General features: G+C 62.0%; 13 protein-coding genes and 1 pseudogene. 11 read left to right on the top strand and 3 right to left on the bottom strand.

What is annotated here, in order from left to right:
- The 3 genes and pseudogenes from EJA72_RS19980 to EJA72_RS19970 all read left to right on the top strand — a co-directional run.
- Positions 1-112 (top strand): annotated as a pseudogene (locus EJA72_RS19980) (4-hydroxy-2-oxovalerate aldolase); the annotation flags it as partial.
- Positions 113-275: 163 nt separating this feature from the next.
- Positions 276-1,481, top strand: coding sequence for a 3-(3-hydroxy-phenyl)propionate transporter MhpT (gene mhpT / locus EJA72_RS19975; protein WP_157713095.1), 1,206 nt, complete (start codon positions 276-278; stop codon positions 1,479-1,481).
- Between the two features lie 72 nt (positions 1,482-1,553).
- Positions 1,554-2,825 (top strand): OprD family porin, encoded by a 1,272-nt coding sequence (locus tag EJA72_RS19970; protein ID WP_157713094.1) that lies wholly within the window; start codon positions 1,554-1,556, stop codon positions 2,823-2,825.
- A 28-nt stretch (positions 2,826-2,853) separates the two neighbouring features.
- On the opposite strand, the gene EJA72_RS19965 is transcribed toward EJA72_RS19970, so the two are convergent.
- Entirely contained in the window at positions 2,854-5,751 is a 2,898-nt protein-coding gene (locus EJA72_RS19965) for an EAL domain-containing protein (protein WP_157713093.1), read from the bottom strand.
- A 235-nt stretch (positions 5,752-5,986) separates the two neighbouring features.
- On the opposite strand from EJA72_RS19965, the gene EJA72_RS19960 reads away from it, so the two are divergent.
- The 8 genes from EJA72_RS19960 to EJA72_RS19925 all read left to right on the top strand — a co-directional run bounded on the left by EJA72_RS19960 (position 5,987) and on the right by EJA72_RS19925 (position 12,846).
- Positions 5,987-6,577, top strand: a complete 591-nt coding sequence (locus tag EJA72_RS19960; protein WP_157713092.1) for an amino acid synthesis family protein — start codon at positions 5,987-5,989, stop codon at positions 6,575-6,577.
- A 45-nt stretch (positions 6,578-6,622) separates the two neighbouring features.
- A complete protein-coding gene (locus EJA72_RS19955) occupies positions 6,623-7,456 on the top strand; it encodes an alpha/beta fold hydrolase (protein ID WP_157713091.1) in 834 nt (277 codons plus the stop codon).
- Complete coding sequence (locus EJA72_RS19950; RefSeq protein ID WP_157713090.1) at positions 7,453-8,934, top strand: aldehyde dehydrogenase; 1,482 nt, start codon at positions 7,453-7,455, stop codon at positions 8,932-8,934. The genes EJA72_RS19955 and EJA72_RS19950 overlap by 4 nt, the downstream gene beginning before the upstream one ends.
- Positions 8,935-8,946: 12 nt before the next feature.
- Positions 8,947-9,432 carry a flavin reductase family protein gene (locus tag EJA72_RS19945; protein WP_157713089.1) on the top strand — a complete coding sequence of 162 codons (486 nt, stop codon included), beginning with the start codon at positions 8,947-8,949 and terminating at the stop codon, positions 9,430-9,432.
- Positions 9,433-9,575: 143 nt separating this feature from the next.
- Positions 9,576-11,051: an NAD-dependent succinate-semialdehyde dehydrogenase gene (locus EJA72_RS19940; RefSeq protein ID WP_157713088.1), complete on the top strand. Its 1,476-nt coding sequence runs from the start codon at positions 9,576-9,578 to the stop codon at positions 11,049-11,051.
- Positions 11,048-11,437 carry a carboxymuconolactone decarboxylase family protein gene (locus EJA72_RS19935; protein ID WP_008059553.1) on the top strand — a complete coding sequence of 130 codons (390 nt, stop codon included), beginning with the start codon at positions 11,048-11,050 and terminating at the stop codon, positions 11,435-11,437. The genes EJA72_RS19940 and EJA72_RS19935 overlap by 4 nt, the downstream gene beginning before the upstream one ends.
- 89 nt (positions 11,438-11,526) lie before the next feature.
- Positions 11,527-12,279, top strand: a complete 753-nt coding sequence (locus EJA72_RS19930; protein ID WP_157713087.1) for a GntR family transcriptional regulator — start codon at positions 11,527-11,529, stop codon at positions 12,277-12,279.
- A 3-nt stretch (positions 12,280-12,282) separates the two neighbouring features.
- The gene (locus EJA72_RS19925; protein WP_157713086.1) at positions 12,283-12,846 is read left to right on the top strand and encodes an NUDIX hydrolase; all 564 of its coding nucleotides are present in this window, start codon (positions 12,283-12,285) and stop codon (positions 12,844-12,846) included.
- Between the two features lie 223 nt (positions 12,847-13,069).
- On the opposite strand, the gene EJA72_RS19920 is transcribed toward EJA72_RS19925, so the two are convergent.
- Positions 13,070-13,882, bottom strand: a complete 813-nt coding sequence (locus EJA72_RS19920) for a class I SAM-dependent methyltransferase (RefSeq protein ID WP_157713085.1) — start codon at positions 13,880-13,882, stop codon at positions 13,070-13,072.
- A gap of 38 nt (positions 13,883-13,920) precedes the next feature.
- Complete coding sequence (locus EJA72_RS19915; protein WP_157713084.1) at positions 13,921-14,190, bottom strand: DUF4242 domain-containing protein; 270 nt, start codon at positions 14,188-14,190, stop codon at positions 13,921-13,923.
- Positions 14,191-14,261: the final 71 nt, after the last annotated feature.

Here is a 14,261-nt window from a genome sequence, read left to right as displayed (position 1 = left end):
GTACGGCCTGAAAACCCTCGACATCCTGGTCGAGCTGGGCAAACGGCGGATGGTCGGCGGTCAGGAAGACATGATCGTCGACGTCGCGCTGGACCTGCTCAAAAACCGCTAATACCGCCAATACCTGTAGATACACCTGCATCTCAATGTGGGAGCCAGCCTGCTGGCGAAAGCAGTGGGTCAGCCAAAGGTGATGTCGAGTGTGCCGACGCCATCGCGAGCAGGCTCGCTCCTACAAAGCTCATGACATTACAACAATAAAACGGGTACACCCCATGACAACGCTCAACCTGGCAACACCGCTGCACATGACACGAACCATCGCCCTGTGTTTCCTCGTCGCCCTGATGGAAGGCCTCGACCTGCAAGCCTCCGGGATTGCCGCTCAAGGCATGGCGGCCGCGTTCGAACTCGATAAATTACACATGGGCTGGGTGTTCAGTGCTGGAATTTTCGGCCTGCTGCCCGGTGCTTTCCTCGGCGGCCTGATGGCTGACCGCATCGGCCGTAAACGTGTGCTGATGGCGTCGGTGGCGCTGTTCGGACTGTTCTCGCTGGTCACGGCCATGGCCTGGGATTTCAACAGCTTGTTGGTTGCCCGCTGCCTCACGGGCGTGGGTTTGGGCGCCGCCCTGCCCAACCTGATCGCGCTGACCAGTGAAGTCGCCGGCCCAAAACTGCGTGGCATGGCCGTGAGCCTGATGTATTGCGGCGTGCCGTTGGGGGCCGCGATGGCCGCCAGCATCGGCATCGCGCAATTGGCCGGCGGCTGGCAGGTGGTGTTCTACGTCGGCGGCCTGGTACCGCTGCTGATCGTACCGCTGCTGGGGCTTTATCTGCCTGAGTCGGCGCAGTTCCGCAATGCCCGGGACGCCGCCCCCGTCGGCGTTGTCCGCGGTCTGTTCCGTGAAGGCGCCGCGCTGCCGACGGCCATGATCTGGGTGAGTTACTTCTTCACGCTCATGGTGGTTTACATCCTGATCAACTGGCTGCCGAGCCTGTTGGTTGGCCAGGGTTTCAGTGGTCGCGAGGCCAGCTGGGTGATGTTCGCCCTGCAACTGGGCGCCGCGACCGGGACCTTGCTGCTGGGTTGGGTGATGGACCGACTGCCGGCCTGGGCATTGTCGGCGCTGATCTACGTCGGGCTGCTCGGTTCGCTGACCGCGCTGGGCATGGTCAGCCAACTGCAAAGCATGCTGGCGGCCGGTTTCATCGCCGGTTTTTTCGCCACTGGCGGGCAGTGCGTGCTGTATGCCTTGGCACCGCATTTCTATCGCCCGTCCATCCGCGCCACGGGCGTGGGCAGTGCGGTCGCCATCGGCCGGCTGGGCGCCATGAGCGGACCGCTGGTGGCCGGCAAGATGCTCGCGCTGGGCACCGGTACCACCGGCGTGATGCTGGCCTCGGCGCCGGGGATTGTCATTGCGGCATTGGCGATGTTTTACCTGTCGGTTCGACGCAACGGCACCAGCGCCGACTGACGCCCAACCCGTAACACCCCCGCGCCGCGAAGGCGCGGGCACCTTCCTACAACAATAAAAGTGAACACTGCCATGCTCAGGATTTCTCTTGGGGCGCTCAGCGCTTGCACCTGCGTTTTCTTCCTTGGTCAGGCCGGCGCCAGCGACGTTGTCGATGACAGCCACGCCGACCTGACGATGCGCAACTATTACTTCGACCGCAATTACGTGAACGCCACGCCCCAGGCCGCTGCCCGCGAGTGGGCGCAAGGCTTCATCCTCAACGTGCGTTCGGGCTACACCGATGGGCCGGTGGGGTTCGGCTTGGACGCCCAGGGTCTGCTGGGTGTGCGCCTGGATTCTTCGCCGGATCGCGCCGGCACCGGCCTGCTGCCTTACAGCGCCACCACCCGGGAACCGGCCAGTGACTATTCGGAACTGGGGCTGACCGCCAAAGCCAGGGTCTCGAAAAGCGAATTGCAACTGGGCACCATCAGCACCTTCCTGCCGATCGCCTTCGCCAGCCCGACCCGCCTGCTGCCACAAACGTTTCGTGGCGCGTACCTCAAGTCCCAGGAAATCGACAACCTGACGCTGCACCTCGGCTGGCTGGATCGCATCAACCTGCGCGACTCCACCGACTACCAGAAAATGTCGGTGAGTTCACCCAACGGACGCTTCAACGGCGCCGCCGAATCAGACCGCTTTTCCTTCATCGGCGGCGACTACGCCTGGTCGCCGCAATTGACGTTGAAGTACTACCACGCGGAACTCGCCGACCTGTACCGCAAGGACTTCTACGGCTTTGTCGATAATCGTCCGATGGGCCCCGGCAGCCTGAAAAGCGACTTTCGCCTGTTCGTCACCGGTGAAGACGGCGCCGCCAAGGCCGGCCCGGTGGACAACCGCAATGCGGCATTGATGCTGACGTATTCGTTGGGCGCCCACAAATTCGGTGCCGGCTACATGCAACTGACCGGCGAGTCTGCCATGCCCTACCTGTTCGGCACCGAGCCGCTGGTCATTACCGAAGGCACGATGAGCTCCGAGTTCCTCAACCCCAAGGAACGCAGTTGGCAAGTCAAGTACGACTACAACTTCGTGGCCATGGGGTTGCCGGGGCTCAACGGCATGCTGCGCTACGTCAGCGGCGACAACATTGAGTTGCCCAAGCTGGGAGGCTCCAACCTGAAGGAAAGCGAAAAGGATATCGAACTGTCCTACGTGCTGCAGGGCACGCCCCTTAAAGGCCTGGCCCTGCGGGTGCGCAACGCCTGGTACCGCAACGACTTCACCGCCCGGGCCAGCCATCGGGATGACAATGAGCTGCGGTTGAACGTCGATTACACCTGGAAGCTATGGTGAGTTCAGCCTGACTTGAACGGCTCGGGCCCTAGCGTTCGAGCAGTGAACTCGCCAACAACGCCTCCAGCCCCATCGGCTTGGCAAAGTAGTAACCCTGGGCCTGCCCCGCGCCCATTTCGCGCAGCAGGACCAGCGTCGCTTCATCCTCGACGCCTTCGGCCACCACGCTGAGGTCCAGCGATTCGGCCATGCGCACAATCGCCCGGACAATGGCGCGACTGCGGGGGCTGGTGGTCAGTTCGAGGATGAACGACTTGTCGATCTTCAAGCCGCTGAAGCGGTATTGATGCACATAGCTCAGGGATGAAAACCCTGCACCGAAGTCATCGAGCACCACCGACATGCCGTTGTCGGCCAATTGCTGCATGGTCAAGCGGGCAATCGCCGGTTCGGCCACCAGTGCACCTTCGGTCAGCTCCAGGCAGATCCGCGACGGTTCGACCTGATGCCGCGCCAACAGGGCCAGCACCTCACTGGCAAAGTCCGGGCGCGTCATGCTGTAGCTGGAGCAATTGACGTGCACCGGCGGCCAATTGGCGTGTTCGGGTTGGGCGAGGATCGCTGCGATGCTGTTGAGCATGTACAGGTCCAGTCGACCGATCAGGCGCAGGCCCTCGACATCGGGCAAGAACTCGCCCGGTGCGATCACCCGGCCGCCCGGCTGATGCCAGCGGATCAGTGCCTCAAGGGCCAACAGTTCCCCGGTTTCGACGCTGACAATCGGCTGGAAATACGGCAGCAGTTCGTCGGTCCGCTTGAGGGCGTTGCGCAACGCCCCTTCACGCTCGACCTGGTCCGACACTTCGCGCCGCACTTCCTGGTTGAACACCGCGTAGCTGTCGCGCCCGGCGCTTTTGACCCGGTACATCGCCGCATCGGCATCGCGCAGCAAGTCGGCCGGCTCGTGATGGAACTGACTGTCGGCGCTGACAATCCCGATACTGCAGGACGAAAACACTTCATAACCGTTGATGAAAAACGGCAGGTCGAACGCCACCAGGATTCGTTCGGCGATTTCGATCACCACGTCCAGCGGCGCCTCGGGCGCGAGCACCGCAAACTCATCGCCACCCAGGCGTGCCAGCATGTCGGTGTCACGCAGGCAGCCGCGTAAACGGTGCGCGGCCTGCATCAGCAGCAGGTCGCCAAAATGGTGGCCGAGGCTGTCGTTGACCATCTTGAAGCGATCAAGGTCGATGAACATCACCGCCAGGTGCCCGCCTTCGCTGCCAAACTGCGACCAGGCCAGGTTGAGGCGCTGTTGCAAATAAGTACGGTTCGGCAGCCCGGTCAGCGCATCGTGAGAGTTTTCGTGTTGCAACTTGGCGTTGGCGTGATCGAGCTCGCGGGTACGGTTCTGCACCCGGGCTTCGAGCTTGAGGTTGGCGGCATGGATCGCTTCGGCGGCCGTGCGTCGCGACAACGCGGTGTCGATGTGCCGCGACACGAACGTCAGCAGTTCCTGGTCGCGCAGGGTGTATCGCACCTGCGAGGTATAGCTTTGCACCGCCAGCACGCCGCGCACTACATCGCCATCGAACAAGGGAATGCCCAGCCAGGAATAGGAACGGACATACTCATCGGCCAGCTCGATTTCATCCTGCGCTGACAACCGCTCTGCCTCGTCGACGTCGATCAGGCAAGGACGGCGTTGACGGATCACGTACTCGGTCAAGCCGCGACGCCCCCGCCGCGCCGCCGGGCAAGTGGTCTGGCGTTCATCGACGTAGTACGGAAAGGTCACTTCAGTGGTCGCATCGTCGAACAGCGCAATATAGAAGTTCTGCGCGAACAGCAGGTCGCCAACGATGCCATGCAAAGTCTGGAACAATTCAGCCATGTCGCCCGGCTGGCTCGACAGTTCAGCAATCTGGAACAACGCGCTCTGCAGATGTTCGGCGCGCTCGCGGTCTGCCACTTCCTGGCGCAAGGCGTCGTTGAGTTCCGACAGCTCCAGAGTGCGGCGCATCACCGTCTCTTCGAGGTCCTCGCGGTGCAGAATCCGGTCCAGCGCCATCGCCACGTGACGGGCCACCACCAGAAACAGCGCGCGGTCTTCAGCGCTGTAGGTGCGGGAAACGTCGTAGACCTGCATCGCCAGCATGCCGAACACCTCGTCCGAGGCATTTTTCAGCGGGGCGCCCATCCAGAACTCGGGGCGATCACCGATGCAGTAAAAACGACCCTCGGCCTGAGCCGCGAGAATGCCGGCGGAGTCAATCAGCAACGGCTGGCCACTGGTCAACACCTGGCCGGTCATGGACAGGTGCGAGCGATCAAGGAATTCGTAGTTCTCGGACTCCAGGGCATCCACGTCGATGATGTCGACGTAATACGGGTAGTCGATTTTGCCGCTGTGCGGGTCATACAGCGCGAGATAGAAGTTCTCGGCGTCGATCAGGCTGGCCAGCAGCCGGTGGACTCCCACCAGAAACACTGAGCGGTCGCGGGTCGAGCTGGCCAGGTAGGTGATTTCATACAGCACACGCTGAGTGATCTGCGCACGAGCCAGGGTATCGGTCTGCACCTGAACGCCCAGGCGCTGGGCAAATTCGGCGAGTGCGGGCTCCGCAGCGTCGTCAATGGGTGCGAGCAGCCAACCCAGCACGCTTTCGCCTCGGCCGGTCGGCCAACGGTGCAACTGCCAGGCTTCGCAAAAGGCTTCGAACTCATCATTCGCAACGCTTGACGGCCACTGCACCCGTGGATCGCCCTGTCCAACCAAATGCATCTGCTCACCGGCGCGGTAAACCACCCACGCCGTGGTGTGGTCCCAGTGACGCGCTGAGTCCAGCAAGTGTTCGATATTTTTTTCGTTGCCTGCGTAGGCCATGCCGCCAGTTTCCGAATTCCCTTCTGATTGAGATGCGACAACGTCGCGGTCGCTTAATTGCCGCGAGAAGTCGGTCAATGGACGAAAACTCATCAGCGCTCCCTGTGCCAATTAGTGGCGATTCTCACTCAGTGGTTGCTAGCAATATGCCAGTGAGCCTTCCGTTTAAAGCTTATGGAAGTTTTTTTCAATAGTTTTTATTCGCTTTAGTGACTCTGCTGCGTTTTGTCGCCTTGCGTCCAGAAATTCATGCCGGGCACTTGCACTGTCGGTATTATGGTATACCATCAGACGCACAGACACTCACAACCCTCATACGGAGCAGCTCATGAGTTTCGAAATCCGCAAGATCGTCAGCTACGTCGAAGAAACCTTCATTGAAGGCGGCAAGGCCTCTGACACGCCTGTGACCATGGTTGGCCTGGCGGTCGTGATGAAGAACCCTTGGGTAGGCAGCGGCTTTGTCGAAGACCTGAAACCGCAAATTCGCGCCAACTGCTCCGACCTCGGCGCAATGATGGTTGAACGCCTGGTGGGCATCATCGGTGGCGCCGACAAGATCGAGGCCTACGGCAAGGCTGCGGTGGTCGGTGCGGACGGTGAAATCGAGCACGCTTCCGCCGTGATCCACACCCTGCGCTTTGGCAATCATTACCGCGAAGCGGTGAAAGCCAAGAGCTACCTGAGCTTCACCAACAAGCGCGGCGGCCCTGGCACCTCGATCCAGATCCCGATGATGCACAAGGACGACGAAGGCCTGCGTTCGCACTACATCACCCTGGAAATGCAGATCGAAGACGCACCGCGCGCCGACGAAATCGTCGTGGTCCTGGGGTGTGCCGATGGCGGCCGCCTGCACCCACGCATCGGCAATCGCTACATCGACCTGGAAGAGCTGGCGGCCGAAAAGGCCCAGTAATTCCGGTGAGAGCCACTACAACAAAAAGGTATGCAGGAGCGCTCCATGATTCGGCTCACCGCTGAACGCACCCCGGCTGGCACCAGTTACCTGGCGACCGGCCAAGGCCAGCCCGTGGTCTTGATCCACGGCGTGGGCCTGAACAAAGAAATGTGGGGCGGCCAGGTCGTGGGCCTGGCCACGAAGTACCGCGTGATCGCCTACGACATGCTCGGCCACGGCGCCAGTCCGCGCCCCGAAAGTGGCACGCCACTGCTCGGTTACGCCGATCAGTTGCTGGAGCTGCTCGACCACCTGCAGTTACCGCAGGCGACGGTGATCGGGTTTTCCATGGGCGGGCTGGTCGCGCGGGCGTTTGCCCTGCATTACCCGCAACGCCTGCAAGGCCTGGTGGTGCTCAACAGCGTGTTCAATCGCAGCCCCGAGCAGCGCGCCGGCGTGATCGCCCGCACCGCACAGGCGGCCGAGCACGGGCCGGATGCCAATGCCGAGGCCGCGCTGTCGCGCTGGTTCAGCCGCGAATACCAGGCGGCCAATCCGGCGCAGATTGCCGCGCTGCGCCAGACCCTGGCGAACAATGATCCCCAGGGCTACCTGACCACCTATGAACTGTTCGCCACCCAGGACATGTACCGCGCCGACGATCTGGCCAGCATCCAGGTGCCCACCCTGATCGCGACCGGGGAACTCGATCCGGGTTCGACCCCGCAAATGGCCCGCGAACTGGCCGAGCGAATTCCCGGTGCGACAGTTGCCGTGCTCGCCGAGCAGCGGCATATGATGCCCGTAGAGTCGCCGCGCCTGGTCAACCAGCTGTTGCTGGAATTCCTGGACACGGCAAACGCCCGACAAAACCAAATTAAGGGGATCGTTGCATGACACTCGAACGCTTCCAGATGTGCATCGGCGGCGAATGGGTCGATGCCCTCTCCGGCAAGACCTTTGAAAGCCTCAACCCGGCACTGGCCCAAGCCTGGGCTGAACTGCCCGATGCCGACGAAGCCGATGTCGAGCGCGCGGTCCAGGCGGCGCAGACGGCGTTCGACAGCCCGGCCTGGCGCGGCTTGACCGCCACGGCGCGGGGCAAGTTGTTGCGACGCCTGGGCGACCTGATTGCCGAAAACAAAGAGCAACTGGCGCAGCTGGAAAGCCGCGACAACGGCAAGCTGATCCGCGAAACCCGCGGCCAGGTCAGCTACCTGCCGGAGTTTTTCCACTACACCGCCGGCCTGGCCGACAAGCTCGAAGGCGGCACCCTGCCGCTGGACAAGCCCGACCTGTTTGCCTACACCGTGCACGAAGCGATGGGCGTGGTCGCCGCGATCATTCCCTGGAACAGCCCGCTGTACCTGACCGCGATCAAACTCGCCCCGGCCCTGGCCGCCGGCAACACCATCGTGATCAAACCGTCCGAGCATGCCTCGGCCACCATCCTCGAACTGGCGCGACTGGCACTGGAAGCCGGAATTCCGCCGGGGGTGGTCAACGTGGTCACCGGTTACGGCCCAAGCACCGGCGCGGCCCTCACCCGCCATCCGCTGGTGCGCAAGATCGCCTTCACCGGCGGCGCCGCAACCGCCCGGCATGTGGTGCGCAGCAGCGCCGAAAACTTCGCCAAGCTGTCGCTGGAACTGGGCGGCAAATCGCCGAACATCATCTTTGCCGATGCCGACCTCGACAGCGCGATCAACGGCGCGATCGCCGGGATCTACGCGGCCTCCGGTCAAAGCTGCGTTTCCGGCTCACGGCTGCTGGTCCAGGACGAGATCTACGACGAGTTCGTCGACCGCCTGGTGGAGCGCGCCAAGCGCATCCGCATCGGCAGTCCGCAGGAAGACAGCAGCGAAATGGGCCCGATGGCCACCGCCCAGCAACTGGCCGTGGTCGAAGGCCTGGTCGCCGATGCCATCGCTGAAGGTGCACGTCTGCGCCTGGGCGGCAAGCGTCCGGAAAATCTGGGCGAAGGCTGGTTCTACGAGCCGACCTTGTTCGAATGCGACCGCAACTCGATGAAGATCATGCAGGAAGAAGTCTTCGGCCCGGTGGCCTCGGTCATTCGCTTCAAAGACGAAGCCGAAGCCCTGGCGATTGCCAACGACTCGCAGTTCGGCCTCGCCGCCGGGATCTGGACCCGCGACCTGGGCCGCGCCCACCGCCTGGCCCGGGACGTGCGTTCAGGAATCATCTGGGTCAACACCTACCGTGCCGTGTCGGCCATGGCGCCTATCGGCGGTTTCAAGAACAGCGGCTATGGACGCGAAAGCGGCATCGATTCGGTGCTGGCCTACACCGAGCTGAAAACGGTGTGGATCAACCTCTCCCAGGCACCGATGCCTGACCCTTTTGTGATGCGCTAAGAGACCCCGACCATGATCGAACCCGGCATTTACAAAGACGTCATGAGCTCGTTCCCTTCCGGGGTCACGGTGGTCACCACCCTGGACCCGGACGGCGGCATCGTCGGCATTACCGCCAGCGCCTTCAGTGCGCTGTCGATTGATCCGGCACTGGTGCTGTTCTGCCCCAACTACGCCTCGGACACTTACCCGATCCTGCGGGACAGCAAGCAGTTTGCGATTCATTTGCTGTCCGCCGACCAGACCGCCGAAGCCTATGCGTTTGCCAGCAAAGGCAAGGACAAGGCCAACGGCATCGAGTGGCACCTCAGCGCACTGGGCAATCCGTTGCTGGGCAAGGCCACGGCCATCATCGAGTGCGAACTGTGGCGCGAATACGACGGCGGTGATCACGCGATCATTGTCGGCGCGGTGAAAAACCTGATTCTGCCCGAGCAGCCGGTCACGCCGATGATCTACCACAAAGGCAAGCTGGGCCCCCTGCCCGCCTTGGCCTGATGGCTTGATGGCTTCACACAATCCCCTGTGGGAGTGAGCCTGCTCGCGATAGCGGACTGACATTCAACATATATATTGACTGACACACCGCCATCGCGAGCAGGCTCGCTCCTACAGGTTTTCACCTCATTTTTGGAGCCGGCATGAGCCCAGCAGCCTCGCAATTGTTCCGCCAACAGGCCTACCTCAACGGCCAATGGCTGGATGCGCCAGACGGTGCCGTTCAGGACATCTTCAACCCGGCCACTGGCGAACTGATCGGCCAGGTGCCCAACCTCGGCGCCGAACAGGCTCGCCAAGCCATCGCCGCCGCCAACAACGCCTGGCCGGCCTGGCGTGCCCTGACCGCCAAGGAACGCAGCACCCTCCTCAAGCGCTGGCACGGCTTGATGATTGCCAATGCCGATGCACTGGCCGAAATCCTCACCCTCGAACAAGGCAAGCCATTGGCCGAAGCCAAGGGCGAAATCCTGTACGCCGCGAGCTTCATCGAGTGGTTCGCCGAAGAAGCCAAACGCATCTACGGCGACACCATTCCGAGCCATAAGGGCGATGCGCGCATCGTGGTCAGCAAGGAACCGATTGGCGTGGTCGCGGCCATCACCCCGTGGAATTTCCCGGCGGCGATGATCACCCGCAAGGCCGGCCCGGCGCTGGCCGCCGGTTGCCCGTGCATTGTCAAACCGGCACCGGAAACCCCGTTCTCGGCGCTGGCCATGGCTGCACTGGCCGAACAGGCCGGGATTCCGCCCGGCATTTTCAACGTGATCACGGGCGACGCCGTGGCCATCGGTGGCGAGCTGACCGCCAGCCCGCAGGTACGCAAATTGTCCTTCACCGGCTCCACCGCCATCGGCAAGCTGTTGATGGCCCAGTGCGCGCCGACGCTGAAAAAGGTGTCGCTGGAACTGGGCGGCAACGCGCCCTTTATCGTCTTCGACGACGCCAACCTGGAACGGGCCGTGGAAGGCGCATTGATTGCCAAGTTCCGCAACGCCGGGCAGACCTGCGTCTGCGTCAATCGCTTCCTGGTGCAGGCGGGCATTCACGATGCGTTCGTCGCGCGGCTGGCCGAGCGTGTGGCGCAATTGAAAGTCGGCAGCGGCTTCGACGACGACGTGACCCAAGGTCCGCTGATCAACGAGCGCGCGGTGGCCAAGGTCGAAGACCATGTGCAAGACGCCCTCGCCCACGGTGCGCAATTGCGCTGCGGCGGCGAACGTCATGCCCTGGGCCACGGTTTTTTCCAGCCGACGGTGCTGGCCGGCGTGACCACTTCGATGAAGGTCGCCCGGGAAGAAACGTTCGGCCCGCTGGCGGCGGTGTTCCGCTTCGACACCGAGGCCGAGGCGATCCACCAGGCCAACGACACCGAATTCGGCCTTGCCGCCTATTGCTACACCCGCGACCTGGGCCGCGCCTGGCGCATGAGCGAAGCCCTGGAATACGGCATGGTCGGGATCAACGAAGGGTTGATTTCCACCGAAGTCGCCCCGTTCGGCGGCATCAAATCCTCGGGCCTGGGCCGTGAAGGATCGAAGTACGGCATCGAGGACTACCTGGAACTCAAATACACCCTGATGGGTGGGCTCGACGACTTCGGGAGCACAGCGCGATGAGCAACGAAAAATACGAGAAAGGCCTGAAAATCAGGACCCAGGTGCTGGGCGAAGCCTACGTCAATCGCTCCATCGAGAACGCTGACGACTTCACCCGGCCGCTGCAGGAGATGGTCACCGAGTACTGCTGGGGCCACGTCTGGGGCCGTGAGGGCTTGTCGCTAAAAGAACGCAGCATGATAAACTTGGCAATGATTTCGGCCCTCAACCGGCCGCACGAACTCAAGCTGCATGTGCGCGGCGCCTTGCGTAACGGGCTGAGTCGTGAACAAATACGCGAAATTCTGCTTCAGGTCGGTATTTATTGCGGTGTCCCCGCTGCCGTAGACAGTTTCCGGCTCGCCCGTGAAGCGTTCGCCGAAGCCGATGCCGAGGCCTCCAGTTAACCCTTGGCTGTTTGATCTGACCGGAGCACGATGATCGTGATGATCGACGTGCTCTTTTTGCATGGACAGCCACATTCAGAGCGGACCCCATGAAACGCCTGCCACTCGACGACAGCTTCAAGGTCAATCGCAACCCCGTTACCCTGCGCGAAATCGTGCTGGATAAACTGCGAAGCGCCATCATGAACTTCCAGCTCATGCCGGGAGACCGTCTGGTCGAACGCGATCTGTGCGATCGCCTGGGGGTCAGCCGCACGTCCGTTCGCGAGGCCTTGCGCCACCTGGAGTCCGAAGGCCTGGTGGAATTCGCCGACGCCAAGGGCCCACGGGTCGCCATCATCACCCTCGCCGATGCCGTCGATATCTACGAACTGCGTTGTGTGCTCGAAGGCCTGATCGTCCAGCTGTTCACCCTGCGGGCCAAGGCCAAGGACATCAAGGCCCTGGAAAAAGCCCTCGAGGAAAACCGCAAGGCCCTCAAAGAAGGCGAACTGCAACAGGTGATCGATTCGGTCCAGGGTTTCTACGACGTCCTGCTCGAAGGCTCCGGCAACCACGTCGCGGCCACGCAGCTGCGCCAGTTACAGGCACGCATCAGCTACTTGCGAGCCACCTCGGTGTCCCAGGAAAACCGTCGCGGCGCCAGTAATCAGGAAATGGAACGCATGGTCGAGGCGATCAAGAGCGGCGATCCGCTGGTGGCCCATCAGGCGTGCGTCGACCACGTGCGCGCCGCCGCCGCCGTGGCCCTCGACTACCTCAAGCGCAAACAGGAAGAGACCGGGAAAATTCCCGAAATCACCCTGCCGATCGCGCTGAAAGAACCGCGCATAGGTCGCTGAACAATGTTCAGCCCGAGCTTTTGCCCAAAGTGCGGCGGCAACGACCTCAAGTCGCAGCTTCCGCCGGGCGATACGCACGAGCGCCTGATGTGCCGCGGCTGCGGCTACATCCACTACGTCAATCCGAAAATCATCGCCGGCTGCATCATCGAGCAGGACGGCAAGTACCTGCTGTGCCAGCGCGCCATCCCGCCGCGCCCTGGCACCTGGACGTTGCCGGCAGGCTTCATGGAAGCCGGCGAGACCACCGAGCAGGCAGCACTGCGGGAAGTCTGGGAAGAAAGCGGCGTGCGCGCGGAAATCGTGTCGCCCTACTCGATCTTCAGCGTGCCGCAGATCAGCGAGGTGTACATCATCTTCCGCGCCACCGCGCTGGAAATCACCGGCCAGTACGGGCCCGAGACACTCGACTACAAATTCTTCGCGCCCGAGGACATTCCTTGGGAAAGCATCTATTACCCGGCCATCCGGCAGATCCTCGAACGCTACATCGAGGAGCGCCAGGCTGGGGTCTATGGCATCTACATCGGCAACGACGACAGCGGCAGGATTCACTTCATTCGCTAGTTCCTGATGACCCCTTGTGGGAGCGAGCCTGCTCGCGATGAGGCCGTGTCAGTCGACATCAGTGGTGCCTGTCAGTCCGCCATCGCGGGCAAGCCCGCTCCCACAGTGATCCATGGCGTACATAACACTTTTTACTCCCCTGGAATACCTGTGGGAGCGGGCTTGCCCGCGATGGCGGACTGACATCCACCATGGATGTCGACTGACACCGCTTTTACGAGCCTCAACGCCGAGTAATCACCACCTCCAGATACTCACTCGGCACCACCAACGACCGATCACCCGCCCGATTCATACGATGGATCAACTCCGTCAAATCCTCTTCAAGCGCCTTCCCTGCCTCAGGCGGTAAAGCCGCGAACGCCTTGTGCATCGGCCCATACCAATTACGAAACACATCCACAAAATGCGCTGCCGAGCGATAACGGAAATTAAACGTGCGACGCGTCACCTGAAGCAAAAAATCACGCTCATCAAAGTGCGTGTGCAACCAACTCTCCGAGCCCCAATTCGAGGGCGGCTGAGCCCCCGGTGGTGGCGGCATATGACGGCCCAGCGTCTTGAACATCTGCCCGACAAACCCCTCAGGCGTCCAGTTGGCCAAGCCAATCCGGCCTCCAGTGCGACAAACCCGCGCCAGCTCCGAAGCAGCCTTGGCCTGGTCCGCCGTAAACATCACACCAAAGGTCGACAGCACGCAGTCGAAACTGCCGTCCTTAAAGGGCAGCGCCTCGGCATCGGCCACCTGAAAATTCACTTCCAGACGCTCGGCCCTGGCGCGGTCCTCGCCGCGTTCAAGCAACGCCGCCACGTAGTCAGTGGAAGTGACGTGACAACCACGGCGAGCCGCCGCGAGTGTCGCATTGCCGTTACCGGCGGCGACGTCCAGCACACGCTCGTCGCACAGCACGTCACAGGCTTCGGCGAGTTGCTCGCCGACAATCTGCAAAGTAGTGCCGATCACGGCGTAATCGCCGCTGGCCCACGCGGCCATCTGACGGTTTTTCAAGGCAGCAAGATCAATGGGTGTACTCATGAATTCCACTCCGTTGTGGGTTGGAACACAGCCCCGGCTTATTCGGCCGTGGTGGGATCAATGACGGCCGTGACCTGGGAAATGCGATTGGCCGGGAAACCGCTCTGCCGGGCATGCTCCCTGATCGACTCTTCGCTCGGCGCGATGTACACGCAGTAGAGCTTGTCACCGGTGACATAACTCTGCTGCCACTGCACCTCCGGCAAGTCGCGCAAAGCCCTGCAGGACTTTTGCGAAGCGGCTTTCAAATCCCTTTCTGACAGTGTTCCAGCACCCGGAATCTCGCGTTCTATAACGAACTTCGGCATGGCAACCTCTCATTCTTGTTATGGATGACAGGGCCAGGTGACCCTGTGAGCCAACTATCGCGCCGGCAGCC

It is taken from the genome of Pseudomonas sp. PB120, assembly GCF_009761815.1.
Classification (GTDB): domain Bacteria; phylum Pseudomonadota; class Gammaproteobacteria; order Pseudomonadales; family Pseudomonadaceae; genus Aquipseudomonas.
The sequence above is the reverse complement of the archived record's forward strand: the minus strand, read 5'-3'. Positions and strand labels throughout refer to the sequence as shown.